An 18,732-nucleotide genomic window follows, 5' to 3' on the forward strand; every position below is an offset into this window, starting at 1 on the left:
GTGGAGAATGGTTCCATGTTCACCAAGAGGGGACGGGCGGGGCTCGGGGGTCCCTTGCGTATCGGCGTACTGCATTCGCTCACGGGGCCGATGGCGCCGAATGAGCGGTCGATCGTGGACAGTACCATGATGGCAATTGAAGAGATAAACGAAGAGGGTGGGGTGCTCGGCAGGAAGATCGAACCTGTTGTGGTCGACGGGGCTTCGGACTCGGAGCGGTTCGCGCGCGAGGCGGAACGGCTGATTGTCGAGCAGCAGGTGCAGGCCATCATGGGTTGCTGGACGTCCAGTAGCCGCAAGGCGACCATTCCGGTGCTTGAGCGGCACGAACATCTTATGTTCTACCCGCCCACCTATGAGGGCCTGGAGAGTTGCCCCTACGTCGTCTACACGGGCGGTGCTCCGAGTCAGCAGGTGATCCCAGCGGTGAACTGGCTGTTGGACAACCGGGGAACCCGGTTCTTCTTCGTGGGCTCCGACTATGTCTGGCCGAGGTCGGCGGCCGCGATCATCAAGGATCAGCTGGACTACCAGGGAGGGGAGCTCGTCGGCGAGGAGTACCGGGCCTTCCATGAAACGGATTTCCGTTCGATGGTAGAGAAGATCGTCGAAGCTCGGCCGGATGTCATCATCAATACGCTGGCTCACAACACCCTGGACTTTTTCCGAGAGCTGAGCCGCGCCGGAGTGGACCCGGAAGAGATGCCCACTTTCTCGCTCGCCTTCGGTGAGGACCTCTTGAGTCAGGCGGCTCCTGAGGACCGGGTCGGCGGTTACGGAGTGTGGGGATACTTTCAGAGCATCGGCAGTCCGAAGAACACGGAGTTCGTGGAAAGCTTTCGTCGCCGGTACGGCGCGGACCGGGTCACCGAAGACGTGTGCCATAACGCCTATGTCTCGGTCCGGTTGTGGGCGCTCGCCGTGGAGAAGGCAGGTGATGCGTCGCCTGCTGCTGTACGCAAGGCGATCAAGGGCCTACGGTACGAAGCGCCGCAGGGTCCGGTCTGGGTCGACGAGGAAAACCAACACCTCTGGCGCACCGTGCGTATCGGCCGTATCCGTCCCGACCGCCAGTTCGACATTGTGTGGACGTCGGAAGTCGTCATCCGGCCCGTCCCCTACCCGCCCTACCGTACGCGACGGGCCTGGAATGAACTCCTGACCGGCCTCTATGACGGCTGGGGCGGCAGTTGGGATCGCCTACCCGGCGACTGAGGAGCGCTGCGTCCAGGTGGCGTTCGGGCAAGCCACGGCCGGGTACTCACCAGGGGCACGGAAAGTCAGGCGCCGAACAGTTCGGGCGACCGTGCCCCCTGGACGCCTCATGCGTATCAATCGACGCATCAACGACACGGGTCACTAGGCCGCGTCCGGGGGGGATCACTGTGCTCTGCCCACCGGCCAACTGGCAGTGGCGGTTATGCGCCATCAGCACGTTGACGCCGGAGGAGTCGATGAAGGTGACGTTGGCCAGGTCCAGTTCGATGCGTCTGTGCAGGAGGGGCGCGAGCGCGGAGCGCAGCAAGGGTGAGGTCTCGACGTCCAACTCGCCGTGCAGGCGGACCAGCACAGGATCGAGGCCGGGAACGGACGCACATCCCGGTGTTACCAAGGCCGGCCAGTCCCTGAGGTAGAGCCGTCCGGCCACGGTGCAGGGCCCATCCGGCCCGCGCCGGATGCACACGCCCCAGCGTAGAACAGAGGGTGAGGAGAGTCGCCTCTTGACGGGACCGGAATCGCCCTCCAGCCCCGGAGGGCCCGGCCGGGGCACGAGACGCGGCTCTCCTCGCCCCTGCACCATGGTGTGCCGCCGCAGGAGTGCGGCGGCACACACCCAGCCCTCACGACCCATCAGACACGCTCTACTGTGATGCGCCGGAAAAGAGAGGTGAAAGCGGCCGGGGAGTTTGGGTGTCGGGTGGTGAGGGATTCGTGAGGTGGTCGGCGAGGGAGCTGAGGATCTCGTCCGCTGTCCTGGTCCAGGTGAAGGGCCATGGGCTGGCGTTCCGGTTGTCGCTCCAGGCTCTGATGTCGGTCTCCAGGGTTTTCACGTCTCCGCCCGCGTATGCTCAACCTCCACGTCGTCCTCGCGTTGCCTGGTGACCGCCTCCGGCCAGGGGCTCCGGACTCGGTCGGCTCGCTCCTGCGTACGGGTGAGCGCCACGCACGCGATGTCTTCCAGCGTGCGCGTGAAGATCGCATGACCCGTTTCCGCCGTATGCATCAGGATCTCGACGCCCCCGACATCAAGGTCCGTAGTCGCGCCGAGCTCCCAGCCGCAGCCGTCGCCGGACATGCAGCGGGCGGTCATCGTCAGACAACTGTCCGGGTGTCGCAACAGGCGGTAGGCAACACCCCGCAGCACCCTTGTGAGGCTCATCGGATCACCTCCGCACCAGCACCCGGACGTGTCCGGTGGCCGAGGTGACACACCAAACCCACACTCACTCCCCCTGTCTGCTGACTCTCACGCGCCTCCCGAGCCACCTCACGACTCGTACACCACATGTCACGGCAGTCGCACACAGGCCCCTCGGTCAACTCAGGGCCGTACGCCGGCTCTACCGCCCGCCCCGCTACCAAGCCGTACTCAACTCCCATGCCCGGGGCTGCTCCTACCGTCAGCGCCCACGTCAGTGCCACCCTCCGCCCGAGTGTCGCGCACGCAGGCCCGTGTCGGCTTCGCCGGGGCGCAGCACCGCAGTGCGTGCAGCGCCATACTCACTCCGGCTCACCGCCACTGTTGTCGTTCGCGGTGTCCACTGCACACTCCGGGCTGTCCACGCCGTCTCGCTCCCCCCCCGCTCACTCGCGCAAGCCCCTCAATCGCTGGCCTGCCCGCCGGCTGTTTGTCGTGGTCGCGGGAGGCTGCGACCACCAGAGCAGCCAACGCACCCGAAGGGGTCGTGACTTGCACACTGTTTACATATTTGTGATGCGCGCACGGCGCGCGCTCGCAGATATGGGCGCACCAGTTCCATCGCCAGAAGGGTGATCGACACGGCGAACACACACCGCCGACCAGCCGCTGCGCCGGCGACCCGCAGGGCCTGGGACGCCGGTCGTGCGCCCCCTCGCAGATGCGCGGATGCCCGCAGGGTGTGATCCCTGCGGGCATCCGCTACGTCACTTGCTTCTTCTTGCCGTGTTGGTTCGCCGTCGCTGGGCTACGGGAAGGTCAGCTTGAAGGCGTTGATGTAACCGGTGTCGTCCTCGGCCTTGTCCTGGACGCGGAGTTTCCAGGCACCGTTGGCGACCTCGGAGGAGGCGTTCACGGTGTAGGTCTGCTTGATGTTGTCAGCGCTGTCGCCGGTCCGGTTGTGGAGGTTGTATACCGTGCCGTCGGGTGCGATCAGGTCGACGACGAGGTCACCGATCCAGGTATGGACGATGTCCACGCCGACGGAGAGGTTGCTCGGGGCGTTACCGGAGATGCCGGTGACGTTGACCGTCGAGGTCACCGCGGCGCCGTTGTCGGGGATGGAGACGTCGGTGGTGTTCTCGAAGACCTTGCCGGTGGGCGGGGTGTCGCCGCCGGAGCGAGGTCCCACGTTGATGGCGGCCCAGGAGTCCTCGACGGCCGCGGCCTCGGGGCTGTTCTCCCCGTAGAGAGACTTGGCGACGGCGACCGTGCCGGTGCGGGCATCGGCGTAGTCGGTGGTCGTGCCGAACTTGGTGGTGAGTGCCTTGTACCAGATCAGCGTGGCCTTCTCCCGGCCGATGCCGGTGACGGGCAGGCCGTCGGAGGTCGGTGAGTTGTAGTCGACGCCGTTGATGGTCTTGGCGCCGCTGCCCTCGGAGAGCAGGTAGAAGAAGTGGTTCGCGGGGCCTGAGGAGTAGTGGACGTCGATGTTGCCGATGCCCGAGTACCAGGCGTCCTTGGAGGAGCCGTCCTTGCTCGGCTTGTCCATGTAGCGCAGCGGCTTTCCGGTGCCGAAGTAGTCGATCTTCTCGCCGACCAGGTAGTCGCCCTTGTCCTGAGCGTTGTTGGCCCAGAACTCGACGGCCGCGGCCATGATGTCGGAGGTGGCCTCGTTGAGACCGCCGGATTCGCCGCTGTACTCCAGGCCGGCGGTGTTGGAGGTGACGCCGTGCGTCATCTCGTGCGCGGCTATGTCGATGGACGTCAGCGGCTTCGTGCTGCCCGCGCCGTCGCCGTAGGTCATGCAGAAGCAGTCGTCCTGCCAGAACGCGTTCTGGTAGGCGCTTCCGTAGTGGACCCGGCTGTACGCGCCGACGCCGTCGCCGCGGATACCGGTGCGGCCCTGGACGTTCTTGTAGTAGTCCCAGGTGAGCGCGGCGCCGTAGTGGGCGTCGGCGCCTGCGGTCTCCTTGTTCTGTGGGGTGCCGTTGCCCCATACGTCGGTGGTGTTGCTGAACAGCGTCCCCTTGCCGGACGTACCGCCGTTGAGGTTGTACGTCTTGTGGCTGCCCCGGTTGGTGTCGGTCAGGGTGTATGAGGACGCCGAGCCCGCCGTGCCCAGGCCCACCTGGCCGCTGTACATCGTGTTGCCGGTGCCGTTCTCGACCGCCTGCCACTGGTACAGCTTCGCGCCGGTCCTGGCGTCGGTGACGACATGCAGCTCGTTGGGCGTGCCGTCGTCCTGGAGCCCGCCGACGACGCTCTCGTACGCCAGGACCGGTGCGCCCTTCGCCATCCACACCACCTTGCGCGGGGCGCGGTCGGCAGTGGCCTTGTCGGAGCCCGCCGCCCGGGCGAGGCCGAGGGCCTGCCGCTCGGCGGCTGCCGGGGTGACGGTGGCGTTCGTGTCGACGTTCTTCAGCTCCGCGCGGGAGGCTTTGGTGACGCTCTGGCGCGTGCCGGCCTTCGACTCCTCGACGATCAGGTCGCCGCCGAGGACGGGCAGTCCGGCGTAGGTGCGCTCGTAGCGCGTGTGGGTGGTGCCGTCGCGGTCCTGGACGACATCCCTCACGACCAGGTTCTGCTGGGTGCCGAGACCGAGGGAGCGGGCCGTTGCGGCCTTGTGGGCGTCCGCCGCCTTGATGAGCGTGGCACGGGCGGCGGGGGTGAGGTCGGCGGGGAGCTTGCCGGGGTCCGCCGAGGTGCCCTGCTGGGCTTTCGGGGCGCTGCTCGAAGGGCCGTCCGACGCGGTGGCGGCACCCGTCTGGAGGCTCACGGCGAGCATGGCGGCTACAGCGATCAGTGTGCCGGCTGCGGTGGCGCGACGGCTGGGTGTGGAACTCACGCTTCTCCTTATGGGAGGGGGGCCGGCGGACTTGGGTGAGTCCCGCCGGGCGGAGCAAACCGTGCTGTGCTGTCAGGTACCTGTCAATGCCTCTTGTTCATGGGCCCACTGGAAACCTTTACTGCTCGTCAGGCCGTGCTCATCAACCGGATGTATCGACTCCTGGCCGATGTGATGCCCTCAAGGGCTTGCCCGAGCCTGAACTCGACGATCTCTGGGGAGATCCGCCACCGCCTGACTGCGCAGAGCATCCTTCGCATCGCTGCATCACGGCAATCCGTAGCGCTACCTATAGTTTTCTCCCCGACCGGAAGCCGAGAGCCGCGGCCACGGGTAGAAGCGGTGTGAGGCCGGGAGGGGATGGGTGGTCGCGGCGGTCCGCGAACTGTGGCCGGCTCCGGGGCCTTCTCCGAAGCGGCGCAGGTCGTCGGGGAGCAGTTCGGTGACACGTTCACACCCCGGTAGCTCCCGATGCGCTCCACCGACAAGGTGAGGCGGCGTTTATCCGCGCGCCTTGTGCTGGGTGGCACGCGGACATGAGACGCACAGGCGGACCGGGTGCCCGGCGTGCAGGAAGGGGAGGAACTACCGGTTGTCGGCAGCGGCGGTGTCGATGTCGACGACATACGCTTTGATCGCTCGGTGGTGAGCCACCTGATACGCCCGCAGGAACATGGGGTGGTACTCCAGCGCAACCCGGACGTGTGCTCGTGCAGGGCGGCCGCTTCGTGTTCTTGGCCACGCTGCCGTTCCGGAGGTATCCGAACCGGGCCGGTCCGGGAAGTCCTGTTCTTCACACGTCCCGGGTGCGGGACGGCCGTTGGCGCAGACGCGCGGAGGGGCGGGTGGGAACCGGTCCGCCCGGCATCGCCCGTGGCGGTGGCGGGCACATTATGCCGAGGGCGGACAGGACCGCGGGGAGGATACGGAAGGCCGAGTACCGGGCATGACCAGGACATGGCTTGTTCTGGCCACCCCGGACCCCGGTGGCCGGTTTGCAGCGGTGTCCTACCGGTGTAAGCGGTGCACTCGTAGCCCCCTGAACGGCAAGGGGAGACTCGGGGGTTGGCATGAACGTCGAAGAAGTCGCCTTTTTCCTGCGCGAGCGCACGGTCGGCGCCGCGCTTGTGATCGAACTCCACGGGGAACTGGACATCTGGGCGCGCACCCAGCTCTCGCCCAGGTTGGAGGAGCTCCTGGACCGCCCTTGGCCGAGTGTCGCCGTGGACTTGAGTGGGGTGACCTTCCTGGATGCCTGTGGACTGGGGATGCTGGTGTGGCTGCAAGCCCGTATCAAGGCGTATGGCGGCCGGCTGTCCCTGGTGCGGCCGGCACCGAACGTAGCGAGAATCCTGCGGATCACTCGGTTGGACCGTGCCTTCACACTGCTCGACGACCTGCCCGCGTCATGTCGGGTCCCTGCCCCGGAGCAGGGGGCCTCGGCTGCCCCGGCCTCACCCGCCCAAGTCCCGGTGTTGGGACGGCCGACTGGCACAGCCTCCAGGCACCGGCCCTCTGCCTGAAGGCTTGTCGGTACCGTTGGGCCAGGTCGCCTTTGCGTCGATGGCCGTCCGTCTGGGCCCCCAGACCAGGCCACGTCCTCTGTGAGGGACGCTCTGACGGGCGATCGGTTCAGTACAGCTGGAAAGCAGAAGGCGTCAGGGCCTGTTGCCGATCTGGGGTGGTGTACGCGAAGTTGACCACGGTGCGGCGTGTGTCGGGGCGGCTCAGCGGGGTGACGCGGTGCGCCGTGGTGTCGCTGCGCAGCAGGTAGCCGTCGCCGGGTCGGTGGTGGGCCCGTCGGGCGGCCCGGGTGTCAAGGATGTGCAGGCCGGTGCTGTGGGCAGCGTATTCGAGGAGGCCTCCATCGGCGGGGTTGTTCGGCGTCTCGGTGAAGAGCACGAGGGCCAGGGGGTAGTCGTCGGTGTGGGCGCCGTGGGTGTCGCCCTGTTGGTGGAGGACGTTGATGACGTGCCGTTCGAGTCGGTCGCGCACCGGGACGACGTCCAGGTCAGTGATCTCGGCGAGCAGGCCGAGGAGCTGGGCGTCGCGGTACAGGCGCGGGATGAGGCGGGACTCGCGGGCGATGACATGGCCGCCGAGCGTGGTCATGTGGCGTGGCGAGTCGTTCATGCACGCCATACTGAAGTCCCGGCGCGCGGCCAGCTTCTCCAGTCGACGTACCTCGGCCTCGAGGTCGGTGAGTGTGCGGAGTGGTATCAGTCCGGGCAGGGGCAGGTAGCCGTCGGAGGCGAACCGGTCGCTCAGGGCGCGGGTGTACGCGGGTAAGGACAGCACGCACTCGCTCTACCCACGCTCGGTGGCATCAAGTCGCGTACACATCACGGCGGTTGATGTTGGCTGGTCTGCCCTGCCCGGCCGATTCAGGCCCGTCCGGCTTCCCTGCCAACCCCAGGTCGGCGAGGCGGCACTGCAGGCTGCAGGAGCTCAGGGGGTCCTGAGGCTCGCCGACGGGGTCGAGGGCGCCTTCGGCGCTGCGGCGGGGGTGATCGCAGCGGCATGGTGAACCTCCTCGACTGAAACGCACTGCCCCGCCAAGCCAACTGCGTTCCGCCAAGGCGTAACGTGAGAAGGGCGAAGCAACTTCCGAACCACGCTTCCAGGGACTTCGATCATGGAGCCCAAGCCCGTTCCGACCTGGCCGGGCGGACGGTGGGTGACGCCTCGATTGATCGCCTAGTGAGAGCCGTGGCGATGCCTCCCGCCCGGATGACCTCAACTCCCGTTACGCGCCGCCCTTCTGGATACATGCCGCGCTGTCCAGCGGTGCAGATGGCACCTTGGCGCCCGTCGTCTCGGTGGATCCGCGTGGATTGTCTAGGCGGTGGTGTCCGTCGAGGCCACGGGTGTCCTGGACGATTCTTTTGGTGACGAGGACGGCCTCGCGGGAGTGAGTCTGGAAACGGCCGGCCAGGGTCAGGGCAGCGTCGGGGGCTTCGCCTTCGGCAGTGAGCTGGTTGACCAGGCCGTACCGGGATGCGTCAGGGGCGGGCAGCGGGGCTTCGGTCGGCAGCCTTTCCATGGCCACGCGGTAGGGGAGGCGGCCGGGCAGGCGGATGGCTTCGCCTTCGGCGGCGACGAGGCCGCGGGCGACTTCGGGAAGGGCGAAGCGGCGTCCATGGCACCGTCCAGCAACGGGTCGATGGCGTTGCGGACGTCCGGTCGGTTGAGGGTGATGAGCAGGAGGCCGGGGTGTGGTGCGGTTACGGTCACGGGCTCGTGGCTGTCGATCGGGTGTGTTCCTGGTCGAGGACGGTTCGGGGCGCGACGGGCGGCGTGGTGAGTCCCGGACGACGGGCAGCGCGGCCAGTCCGCGCATCACCCGGGCCGGCTGCCAGGGGAGTTCGTTGCTCGGCCTGGCCCGCCGTAGCGGGCTCAGGCGTTCGAGGAGCAGGGGGATGGCGACGGTGCCTTCGAGGCGGGCGAGGGCGGCGCCGAGGCGGAATCGGGGTTCGCAGCCGAGGGCGAGGTGGTCATTGGGCGCTCGGCCCACATCGAGCCGGTCCGCGTCCGGAAAGTGGTCCTCGTCCCGGTTGATGGAACCGATCACGAGACTGACGATGGCGCCCGCGGCGATCTGCTGTCCGTGGAGACTGATCGGTTCTGCGGCGCACCGAAATGTGGCGTCTCGTACCGGTGAGTCGCAGCGCAGCAATTCCTCGACGGGGTTGGCGACCAGTCCGGGCCGGCTTGTGGTGCGGTGAGCCGGGCGCTCCGGGCGGGGTTGCGGAGCAGCGCGTGCAGCCCGTTGCCGATGAGGTTCATGGTCGTGTCGTGGCCCACCAGCAGCAGTAAATAGGCGGTGGAGCGCGGCTCCTCCTCGCTTATCACCCCGCTGCCGTCGCCAGCCCGTGCGAGCACACTCAGCAGGTCCGTTCCGCCCTGCTCACCCTCTGTGTGTTCGCCCGCGATCAGGACGTACAAGAGGGCGTGCAGTTCGCCTTCCGCACGGCCGGGGTGCAGGCCCGCAGCGGGGGCGATGGTCACCATCAGGGTGTCCCGAGTCGCCGCGCTGTCCAGTTCTGCGGGGACACCGAGGATCGCGCAGATCATCCGGAGGGTCAGCGGCGCCGCGAAATCCCCCATGACATCCACGTACGTATGCTGCTCGATCCGGTCCAGCAGTTGGTGCGCGGTGTGCGTGCTGAAGGGTTGCCGTGCTGGAGCCGCTTTGCCGATCACGGTGTCGGGGCGGCCGTCGTCGGGTCGGCGGAAACGGTCGACGACCGGCTACTGCAGGCTGGTGGCCGCCCCATGCGCCCGGCGGCTCGGCTACGCTTTGCGATGCGTGCGCCACTCTTGGTGAGGAAGGCCACGTGTCGATGGACGGTTGCGTACGGAGCTCTCGCCAGTCGTCGGCGATCCATGCCCGTTCCGCCTCGCCTGTCCGGTCGAAGTACGTTCGCAAGGAGAACCGTTCGATGCACCGTCCCCTCAACGCCTCCGCGCGCCGGGCCCGTTCCGTTCCCGGCGCTCTCGGCATGGGCGTGGAGGAGGAACTGCTTCTCGTCGACGCCGCCACGCTGCACGCCGCCCCCGGGGCGTCGGCGGTGCTCAAGCGCTGTGCGGCCGAGGCGCCGGACCGGGTCTCCGCCGAGATCACGACGCTCCAGGTGGAGACGAAGAGCAGGCCGCACCTCCACACCGGTGAACTACGGGACGAGCTGCTCACGTTGCGGCGCCTGGTCGCCCGTTGCGCGGAGCGCGAGGGCATGGGGGTGGTCGCCTCCGGACTCCCGGTGCTCGGCGACGTGGTACCGCCACCGATCACCGAGGGCGACCGGTACGCGCACGGCATGGACACCTACCGGGCGCTGCACGACGAGATGTCGATGTGCGCCTTCCAGGTGCACATCGACATCCCCGACCTGGCCTGCGCCCTGGACGTCGCCAACCGCCTGCGTCCCTGGCTTCCGGTCCTGCTCTCCATGTCCGCCAACTCGCCGTACTTCGCGGGCCGCGACACCGGATACGCCAGTTGGCGCGCACTCGCCTGGGGGCGGTGGCCCGTGGCCGGGCCGCCCCCGTACTTCCGTTCACCCGCGCACTACGAGGAAGTCCTCGGTGCTCTGGGCGAGTCGGGCGCGCTGGTCGATCCCGGCACCGTCTTCTGGGACGTACGCCCCGCTCCGCGTCTGCCCACCCTGGAAGTCCGGGTCGCGGACATGACCATCACCGCTGAGGAATCCGTTGTGTTCGCCGCGCTGATCCGCGCCTTGGTGGCCGTGTCCCTGCGCGAGGCCGAGCGCGGCGAGCCCGCACCCGCGCCCTCCGCCGAAGTCCTGCGGGCCGCCTACTGGCGGGCGGCACGCGACGGTCTGGGCGGCTCGGGCCTCGATGTGATCACCCAGAAGGCGGTGCCTGCGGCCCTGTTGGCGGAGCGCATGGTGACACACGCCCTTCCTGCCCTCGAAGCGTACGGTGACGCCGCCCTGGTCACTTCCGGCGTACGGCGGCTCATCGCCCATGGCTGTGGGGCGGCCCGTCAGCGCGCCGCCGCCCGTGGCGGGCCGCTCGATGCCGTCGTACGCCATCTCATCGAGCAGACAGTGGCGGACCCGGCATGAAGGCGGAACGCCGGCATGCCTTGACCGGATCGAGGAGCAGGGAGTGCTGATGATGACAGCGGAGGCGACGACGGAGCACCATCGTTTCGTCGTCCTCGGGGCGGGCCCCGCAGGGCTGCAGCTCGGATGTTTTCTCCAGGCCGGCGGGCAGGACCATGTCGTCCTGGAGCGGGAGGATGCGCCCGGGGGCTTCTTCCGCCGCTATCCGCGCCACCGCAGGCTCATCTCGCTCAACAAGGTGCACACCCTCGATCAGGATCCGGAGATCAGGCTGCGCTGGGACTGGAACTCGCTGCTCTCGCCCTCCTCCCGGCCCTTGTTCGCGGAGTACAGCTCGGAGTGGTTTCCGCACGCGGACGCGATGGTCGCGTATCTCGCGGACTATCAGCGGGCCCATGTGCCGGCGGTCCGCTTCGACACCGACATCCGTGAGATCGCGCGCGTCGGCCCCGGCTCGGGCTCCGGTTTTCGGCTGAGTGCCGCCGACGGACGTGTCTTCACCTGCGACTGCCTGGTCGTGGCGACCGGCTGGGGCGGCCCGTACGTGCCTGACATCCCTGGCATCGAGCACGCGATCGGTTACGAGGACGCGCCGGTCGCCCCGGAGGCGTACCGCGGCAAGCGGGTGCTGTTCATCGGTAAGGGCAATTCGGCGTTCGAGAGCGCCACCCCCTTGCTCGACCACGCCGCGCTGGTCCATCTCGCCTCACCGAGGCCGACGCGTCTGGCCTGGCACAGCAAGCACCCGGGCGATGTGCGCGGTCAGTACGGGGCGCTTCTGGACGGTTACTGGTTCAAGACCCTGCACGGGGTTCTGGAGTGTGTGATCGAGGAGATCCGGCCGACCGAAGACGCCGTCGCGGTCTCGATCGCGTACACGCTCGCCGAGGGGGAGCGGGAGGTGCTCGAATACGACATGGTGATCCGCTGCACCGGATTCCGCATGGACGAGACGGTGTTCTCCGCCGACTGCCGCCCCCACCTCGCCCCCGGGGGCCGTTTTCCCGCGACCGGTCCCGACTGGCAGTCCGTGGACGTCGACGGCATGTACTTCGCGGGTACGTTGGCGCAGGCCCGGGACACCAAGCACGCGTCGTCGCCGTTCATCGACGGCTTCCGTTACAACGTGCGCACCCTGTCACGCCTCCTGGCGGAGCGCTACGAACACCGATCCCTGGACCACCACACGCTGCCGTTCGATCCGACGGCCCTGGCCGACACGATGCTGGGCCGGGTCAACTGGTCGTCCGCGCTGTGGAGTCAGTTCGAATACCTGGTCGACGTCTTCGTGCTGGATGAGGACCACGGCCAGATCCTGCACTACGAGGAACTGCCGGAGGACTACGCCGTCGCCCGCTTCGGTGACCGCCGCCACTTCTACACCCTCGGATTGCGCTGGGGCCGGCAGGACCACTCCGACGTGTTCGCCATCCGGCGCCGGCCCCAGCCCGAACACGCGGCCGAATCGGCCTTCCTGCACCCGGTGGTCCGCCGCTACCGGCACCGCGAGCCCGTCGTCGAGCAGCACCTGCTGGAGGACCTCCTTGCGCAGTGGCGCCGCCCCGACCGGCACGTGGAGCCGCTGCGGGCGTTCTTGCGGGGGCAGCGCGGAGTTGGGTGAGACGGTCGGCTCGGCCCGGCGCCAGCGCCGGACCGAGGGTCCCTCGCGGTGACTACGACCAGGTCTAGAGGCCCAGGGCCTGGGAGGCGAGGGCGGTGCCCCGTTCCCGCGCCTCGATCTTGGCGAAGGCGAGATCCCGTGAGGTAGAGGTGTCGTCCGCGAACGGTGAGAAGCCGCAGTCGTCGCAGGTTCCCAACTGGTCGACCGGGATGTACCGGGCCGCGAGCAGAACCCGGTCACGCACTTCTTCCGGAGTCTCGACAGTCGTGCTGATCGGGTCCGTCACACCGACGAACACCCGCATGCCCGGGCGCAGCTGGCCGGAGATGACGCGCAGCACGCGTTCGGGGTCGGGTTCGCTGGCCAGCTGTACGTAGAAGTTGTCGGCCTTCAGCTGGAAGAGCTTCGGCAGCAGGCCGGCGTAGTCGACGTCCAGGCTGTGCGTGGAGTCGTGGTCCGCTCCTGGGCAGGTGTGCACTCCCAGACGGGCCCGTTCGTCCGCACTGAACCGGCCGAGTACGTCGTTGTTGAGGGCGATGAAGTCGTCGAGGACGCCGCCGGACGGATCCAGTTTGAGGGACAGCCGGCCTTCGGTGAAGTCCAGTTGGACACGATGGGCGCCCGCGTCCAGACAGCCGCGGATGTCGGCCTCGGCCTCGTCGGCGACGTCACGCAGGAATGCTTCTCGGGAGTATCCCTCGATGGGGTCGTTCGGGTAGAGCAGGCTGAGGGCGGAGGGCGCGATGACCGCCTGCTTGACCGGGCGGTCGGTGTGGCGCCGGGCCTCGCACAGGTAGCTCTCCGCGCGGACCTGGTAGCGGAACGGCCCCGAGGTCAGACGGGGAAGCTGCCGGGTGTGGCCGTCCGCGAAGGGGAGAACGACGCCGTCCGGGTCCAGGCTGGTGGACCCGGCCAGGGGGTAGGTGGCGAAGCTGGGCTTGGACTGTTCCCCGTCGACCAGGACGGCACAGCCGAGCTGTTCCAGCCTGGCCAGTGTGTCGGCCGTGGCCCGCTCCTGGAGTGCCTTCAGTTCCGGTTCGCCCAGTCGGCCTTCGCTGTGGTCGGTGAGAGCCGTCTGCAAGGCGCTCGGCCGGGGGATGCTGCCGATCGGTTCAGTGGGAATGCTCATGGCCCGCACCCTAAGGATGTGCCGTCACCCCGGATACATGGGACGAGGAGACGCTCGCCCCACCAGGATCGCTGCCCCGTGCTCCGCAACCGCCTGTCCGCGCAGGTCATGGGTCCCGCGCTGAATCCACGGCCAACCTCGGTGGCAGTCGAGGACGCGTCGCCCCGGTGGAAGTGCCGTTGGAGATTCACCGGACCGAGTGATCGCTGACAGTACGGGGCTGCTTCATTTTGCACGTCATGGCCCATCACCCGATCGATGGTCAACTGCAAGAAGCGCAGCGGGCGGAGGCACGCGGCATTCGTCCACCGACGGCCTCCGTATCCACCTCGGGTTCTCCGTTGACGCGTTGCTCCAGGCTCAGTCACGTCTGGTGCGATGTGACCGCCCTCCCCCCTCCAGTTCCACGTTCGGATAGTGGGAGAGCCAAGGCCCGAGCATCACGTCAGCCGGCAGGGCGAGATCTTGCTCGCGAGGGCGTCTTCGGCGATCTCGGGGGAGTGTGCAGTCGCCGGTGACGTCCTTGCGGTCGCCGGAACCGATCAGACGGTGCGGGATGCTCATGGTGCGCGTTCCTCCCAGGACGTGTTTGGCGGGGTGTATGTGTGGTGCCTCCCACGAACGCGGAGGAGCGGACGACGACGTCTGGATCGGTCGGTGCCGGGGAGATGGGCCCGAAGTCCTCGTCGTAGCCGAACCACTTCACGGCTCTCGGGCCTCACTGCCGAGACAAGCCGCGATCCCCTCTGGCCAGGTCTGGGCGCCGCCGCTCACCACCCGTCGAGCCAGCGGTGCAGCGCCGCATCGTCGAGGGCGGGTACGTGAGCGTGCACGTACGGCCCGAGGGCCAGGGTGCCCACGCCGAGCACGGTCATCCCGGCGGCATGAGCCGCACGGGCGCCGACCGGGGAGTCCTCGACGGCCAGGGCGCTGCCGGGCTCGACGCCGAGGGCCGCGCAGGCGGCGAGGTAGCAGGCGGGGTGCGGTTTGGGCGTGGCGACGTCGTCGCCCGACACCGTGATCGGCAGCCATCGGGACAGGCCACCCTGCGCCAGCGACTTGTCCATGAGAACGCGAGGCCCGTTGCTGGCCACCGCGACCGGCACCCTGGCGGCGAGAATTGCGACCACATCCGCCGCACCGGGCATCGGCTGCGCCCCGTCGGCGACCGCGGCCAGCAGCTCCTGCGCCAGTTCCTCCGTCAACCGCAGCGCGCTTTCCCTGAACAGACGTGCCATCACCTCCCCGGCCTGGGTCACGGACAGACCCACGAGGGAATCGCGGGCCGCATCGTCATAGACATGCCCCCGGCGGGCGAACACGGCGCCGCGTGCGGCATCGGCACACGGTTCGGTGTCCATGAGCGTGCCGTCGCAGTCGAACACCACGGCGGCAGGCGGAGTGACTTTCATCAGCGGCGCAAGGTCGGCTGTGCGCGCCGTCGCGCTGCTTTCGCTCATGACTTCACGTACAGCTCGACGGGGTTGAAGCCGGCCGGTTCGGGGACGCGCGGTGGTACCTGGCGGAAGCCGGCCGTGCGCATCGTGTTCCGGACGGCTTCGCCGTCGATGTACTTGTCGTGGACTTCCAGGACGATCCGTTCGACCTGGTCCATCCACGGCTGGACCTGGCTGAACACCTCGACTTCGCTGCCCTCGATGTCGACCTTCAGCAGGTCGACGTGATCGATGCCGTGCTTGGCGAGCAGCTCGCCCACGGTGCGGGTGGGCGCCTGTACGTTCGGGCGGGCCAGCACGTTCTCCAGGCGGTAGGGGCGGGTGCGGCGCAGGTCTGCCACGGCGGGCACGGCGGTGCAGGTGTCCCAGAACGCGCTGACGGTGAACTCCGCCATCCCTGACTCCCCGGCCACGGCTGCCGGCTCGATCTTCCAGTCCAGGCCGGACAGTGCGGCGTTGTGCCGCAGGACGCCCAGATTCTGCGGGATCGGCTCTACGCTCAGCAAGGTGCGGGGGCGGTAGCGGGCGGTGAAGTAGGACGCGGCGAGGCCGGTGTTGCCGCCGAGGTCGACGACCGTGTCGAGGGTGTCGATGTCCTTGTCCAGACGGTAGTGGACGCCGAGTTCGTAGAAGCGCTTCAGGAAGATCTGCCACAGGATGAGCAGATCGCTCTGGTTCCTGCGGATGCGTACGCGGGCCGGCCGGCGGGGGTGTGGAAGCTCAGCGAGAGCGGGGTGTCGTCGGCGAGTGGACGGCCCGCCGCGCCGAGGAAGCGGCGGCCCATCCAATAGGGCGCGGTCATCTTGCTCGGCCCCTGCGCCATGCGCAAAGCGAGGGCCATGTCCCTGCCGCATCCGGCTGTCTCCCGTACGAGGACGCGGCCCATGCCGACGCCCATCGCCCGGTCCGCGTCCGTACGCAGGTATGCCAGTCCCATCCGTGCACTTTCTGGTCGCTGCGAATCGACGCGCCGTGCTCGGCCGGGGCGGGCCAAGCAATGTGACGCATCGGTGGTGTATGCCTGCTCACCACCGTTGTGACGGGCAGACTTGATCCACAACGGCCCCAAGGGCGAGAAGACCTGGCCGTACCGCGCACTTCACCGATTCGGCGCAATGGCACTGCGCCAAGGACCGTCCTCGTCGCCAACAGCCGCCTTCCCAGCCGTGGCTTGCTTTCACCAGGCGCTCATCCACGGGCCGCTTCGGTATCACCGCCTGCTCGGAGGCCGCCGACGCTTGTGCGCCGTCACTGTTTCGGTGCGCTCGTCTACTCCTGGCGTGGGGGCTTTTCGGAAGCAGCCCGTGGTCGGGTGGCGCGGTCGATCTCGGAGCTGTAGCAGTGTTTGACCCGGCCGGTCGGCCAGAGGGTGCCCTGGGGGGTGCGGACTAGCACCCATTGTCCCGGGTGGGGCAGGCCCATGACCTCTACGGGCAGCGGGGCGATGGGCGAAGGGCGTTCGGGGATGCTGCTGAAGAAGCCTGACGGCAGCGCCAGCCGGTAGTCATCAGACCACAGGAACGTACGTTCTTTCTCCGGAACCGTCACGGGCGGCCCCACGTCGGGGACGACTGTGTGGGCAGGTTCGACGTATGTGTTGAGCAGCATGCGGCGGACCGGGAGCTCGGGGAGCTTGAGGAACCGCTGGAGTTGGGAGCGGACCCAGACGAGGGAGGTGAAGGCGCTCACGAAGAGCCCGCTCAGGAGGTCGAGGAAGAACGGGTAGGCGGGTATCTCGTCGGGGATGTGCGGGGTCATCACCCGCACGGTCATCACTACGGACGCGGCGAAGGCGACCAGCGATCCTGCCAGCATCCAGGGCGTGCGCGTGAGCCTGCGGTATGCCCGGTCGTGGGCCTTGAGGACGGTGTGGGTGGCATCGGTCTGCGTCGGCCGCGGTGTGATGGGCCAGTTGCTGGTCGCGCGTGCCTTTTCGAAGGCACTGAGCTGCTCTGCCGGCCAGGTGACTGTTCCGGCGCCGTCCGGCAGAGTGAACCGCACGTCACCGTCCAGAGTCTTCGTACCGGTCAGCCGTGCCCGCCTGCGGCGGTATCCGAGCGGCTCGGCGGCGAACCACCACCCCCGGACCTCGCCTCCGCTCTCCGCCGCGAGGAGTGCATCCCGGTACACGCTCAACGTTCCCCGCGAGCCGGGCACCAGCACGTGCATGGCCCCGGTGAAGTGGCATTCCACGGACGGCTGTTTGCTCGGCCCCCGGGCGGGCGCGAACAGGGGGCACGTGTCCAGGGAGGCTTCACGCGGAGATTGCCCGGCCGCCTTGACCGTCCGCTCGACCGGCACCGGCCGCCGCGCCAGCGGTACGTCGCCGGTCTCCCCGTCTGTCTTCCAGCACGGCCGCTGCCCGCTGCCGCGCAACTGGTCCTCCACGTAACGCCAGACCTGGCGGGCTGTGACATAACCGTCGCGCCCCACCGCTCCACGCCGCAGCGCCGTGACGAGGTGACCGGTGAACAGACTGGGCTCGCCGTCCCCGACAGCGTCCTTGGCGGTGCCGCGTCGTTCGCAGCTGCTCATGACGAACCGTCCGCGGCCTTCGAAGGGGGCTGCCATGTCGAGCCCCTTCGCGTCGGCCGCCCTGCCGCTGTAGCAGCAGTCCAGGACGACGATGATCGCGCGTGCGGGGCAGCGGTCCATCCGAGCAGTGATGGAGGAGAGGTGCACCGCACGCAGCCCCCTCCTCGTGAGCGTCGTGTCCCGTGTGCACAGGAAGAGCCGATTGTCCATGTCGAGCTGGCCGTGGCCGCTGTAGTAGAGGAGTAACTGTTCCTCTCGCGTCGCCCCTTCGAAGAAGTCGTATATCGCCTCTTCGACCTCCTGGCTGGTGCGGTCTCGTACCTCCGTCACCTGCCAGGGCAGCCCCACCTCGGAATCGGCCAGGGCGGCGCCCAGCTCTGTGAGGTCGTTCGCTGGGCCTCGCAGCGGGTCCAGTTCAGGTTCGTCCGGGAAGTCGGCGTTGCCGATCAGCAGGGCCCGGTACGGCGGTGGTGCCTCATCCAACAGAATCGCCGTCCGCCGACGGGTCGCCCTGCGTCGGCGCAGGTTCTTCCTCCCCTTCGCCACCACGGATTCTGGAGCGCAACCAGTGCTCTACGGATGTCTGCACGGTGGCGTTGTCGCTCTTCTTGGCGGTGACCACTAACTTGCCCGTCTCGCCCCCTTCTTCCCATTGGAGAAGCACGCTGCGGTCGCGGCTGTACTTGAGCCAGTCCCTGATGACCGCCACGACCCCGCCGACGGCCGCCGAGACGATCACTAGGACCACATCCGGCAGTCCGCCGCTCTTCGCGCCCCGCTCACCGGCCGTGTGCCGCGTCTCCAAGGGGACTTCCCTGCCCAGCTCGTCCAGGAGAAGACGCACCTGGGAGAGCCACCTGTCGTCATCGGCATCGAAGCGGTCACTGGTCGCCGTGATAGATACCCGCAGCTTCTGCACTGTGCACCACCCCCGACGGAGAGGGTACTGACGGCAGCGCGACCGCGGGGCCGTTTCCCGGTGTTGGCACCACCGTGCGAGTGTCCCACCGGGCAAGTCTGCGAAGCGGGGTATTCCGAACCCAGCGGGCCCGGTGGACAGCCGAGCGCGGCGCTCACGAGGCCGGCGTGCGGGGCGGTCGGGCAGGTGCCGAGCCCAGCGACAGCCAGGAGGGAACGGGACACACTGGCCCAGCAAACATGTGGGGGACAGCAGCGATGGCCGTGGAATGAGCGC

General features: G+C 68.2%; 15 protein-coding genes. 4 read left to right on the plus strand and 11 right to left on the minus strand.

What is annotated here, in order from left to right:
* The first annotated feature begins 15 nt into the window (after positions 1-15).
* Positions 16-1,215 carry an urea ABC transporter substrate-binding protein gene (locus BX283_RS38325; protein ID WP_143676609.1) on the plus strand — a complete coding sequence of 400 codons (1,200 nt, stop codon included), beginning with the start codon at positions 16-18 and terminating at the stop codon, positions 1,213-1,215.
* Between the two features lie 46 nt (positions 1,216-1,261).
* On the opposite strand, the gene BX283_RS40945 is transcribed toward BX283_RS38325, so the two are convergent.
* From BX283_RS40945 to BX283_RS38345, 3 genes are all read right to left on the minus strand, one after another.
* On the minus strand, positions 1,262-1,570 hold the full coding sequence (locus BX283_RS40945) for an STAS domain-containing protein (RefSeq protein WP_180357400.1): 309 nt from the start codon (positions 1,568-1,570) through the stop codon (positions 1,262-1,264).
* A 477-nt stretch (positions 1,571-2,047) separates the two neighbouring features.
* Positions 2,048-2,380: a hypothetical protein gene (locus BX283_RS38340; protein ID WP_101391962.1), complete on the minus strand. Its 333-nt coding sequence runs from the start codon at positions 2,378-2,380 to the stop codon at positions 2,048-2,050.
* A gap of 787 nt (positions 2,381-3,167) precedes the next feature.
* Positions 3,168-5,207 carry a M4 family metallopeptidase gene (locus BX283_RS38345; RefSeq protein WP_101391963.1) on the minus strand — a complete coding sequence of 680 codons (2,040 nt, stop codon included), beginning with the start codon at positions 5,205-5,207 and terminating at the stop codon, positions 3,168-3,170.
* A gap of 1,070 nt (positions 5,208-6,277) precedes the next feature.
* Between BX283_RS38345 and BX283_RS38350 the strand changes: the two genes are divergently transcribed.
* Entirely contained in the window at positions 6,278-6,730 is a 453-nt protein-coding gene (locus tag BX283_RS38350) for an STAS domain-containing protein (protein ID WP_101391964.1), read from the plus strand.
* 109 nt (positions 6,731-6,839) lie between these two features.
* Here the strand turns inward: BX283_RS38350 and BX283_RS38355 are convergent, their stop codons facing one another.
* The 3 genes from BX283_RS38355 to BX283_RS40950 form a co-directional block, all read right to left on the minus strand.
* Complete coding sequence (locus BX283_RS38355; protein WP_101391965.1) at positions 6,840-7,505, minus strand: hypothetical protein; 666 nt, start codon at positions 7,503-7,505, stop codon at positions 6,840-6,842.
* Between the two features lie 448 nt (positions 7,506-7,953).
* Positions 7,954-8,883, minus strand: a complete 930-nt coding sequence (locus BX283_RS39850; protein ID WP_180357401.1) for a cytochrome P450 — start codon at positions 8,881-8,883, stop codon at positions 7,954-7,956.
* The gene (locus BX283_RS40950; RefSeq protein ID WP_101391967.1) at positions 8,775-9,410 is read right to left on the minus strand and encodes a cytochrome P450; all 636 of its coding nucleotides are present in this window, start codon (positions 9,408-9,410) and stop codon (positions 8,775-8,777) included. Before BX283_RS40950 ends, BX283_RS39850 begins: the two co-directional genes overlap by 109 nt.
* Before the next feature lie 239 nt (positions 9,411-9,649).
* Here BX283_RS40950 and BX283_RS38370 point away from each other — a divergent pair, with 239 nt between their 5' ends.
* Positions 9,650-10,795 carry a glutamate--cysteine ligase gene (locus BX283_RS38370; RefSeq protein WP_101391968.1) on the plus strand — a complete coding sequence of 382 codons (1,146 nt, stop codon included), beginning with the start codon at positions 9,650-9,652 and terminating at the stop codon, positions 10,793-10,795.
* 49 nt (positions 10,796-10,844) lie between these two features.
* Complete coding sequence (locus BX283_RS38375) at positions 10,845-12,416, plus strand: NAD(P)-binding domain-containing protein (protein ID WP_257584459.1); 1,572 nt, start codon at positions 10,845-10,847, stop codon at positions 12,414-12,416.
* Between the two features lie 64 nt (positions 12,417-12,480).
* On the opposite strand, the gene BX283_RS38380 is transcribed toward BX283_RS38375, so the two are convergent.
* From BX283_RS38380 to BX283_RS38400, 5 genes are all read right to left on the minus strand, one after another.
* Positions 12,481-13,545, minus strand: a complete 1,065-nt coding sequence (locus BX283_RS38380; protein ID WP_101391969.1) for a cobalamin-independent methionine synthase II family protein — start codon at positions 13,543-13,545, stop codon at positions 12,481-12,483.
* Positions 13,546-14,315: 770 nt separating this feature from the next.
* On the minus strand, positions 14,316-15,005 hold the full coding sequence (locus tag BX283_RS38385) for an HAD family phosphatase (RefSeq protein WP_101391970.1): 690 nt from the start codon (positions 15,003-15,005) through the stop codon (positions 14,316-14,318).
* Complete coding sequence (locus BX283_RS38390) at positions 15,002-15,790, minus strand: FkbM family methyltransferase (RefSeq protein WP_180357402.1); 789 nt, start codon at positions 15,788-15,790, stop codon at positions 15,002-15,004. The genes BX283_RS38385 and BX283_RS38390 overlap by 4 nt, the downstream gene beginning before the upstream one ends.
* Before the next feature lie 481 nt (positions 15,791-16,271).
* Positions 16,272-18,020, minus strand: coding sequence for a caspase family protein (locus BX283_RS38395; RefSeq protein ID WP_180357403.1), 1,749 nt, complete (start codon positions 18,018-18,020; stop codon positions 16,272-16,274).
* Complete coding sequence (locus tag BX283_RS38400; RefSeq protein ID WP_101391973.1) at positions 18,013-18,456, minus strand: hypothetical protein; 444 nt, start codon at positions 18,454-18,456, stop codon at positions 18,013-18,015. Before BX283_RS38400 ends, BX283_RS38395 begins: the two co-directional genes overlap by 8 nt.
* Between the last annotated feature and the right edge of the window lie 276 nt (positions 18,457-18,732).

Origin of the sequence: Streptomyces sp. TLI_146 (assembly GCF_002846415.1) — a bacterium.
Classification (GTDB): domain Bacteria; phylum Actinomycetota; class Actinomycetes; order Streptomycetales; family Streptomycetaceae; genus Streptomyces.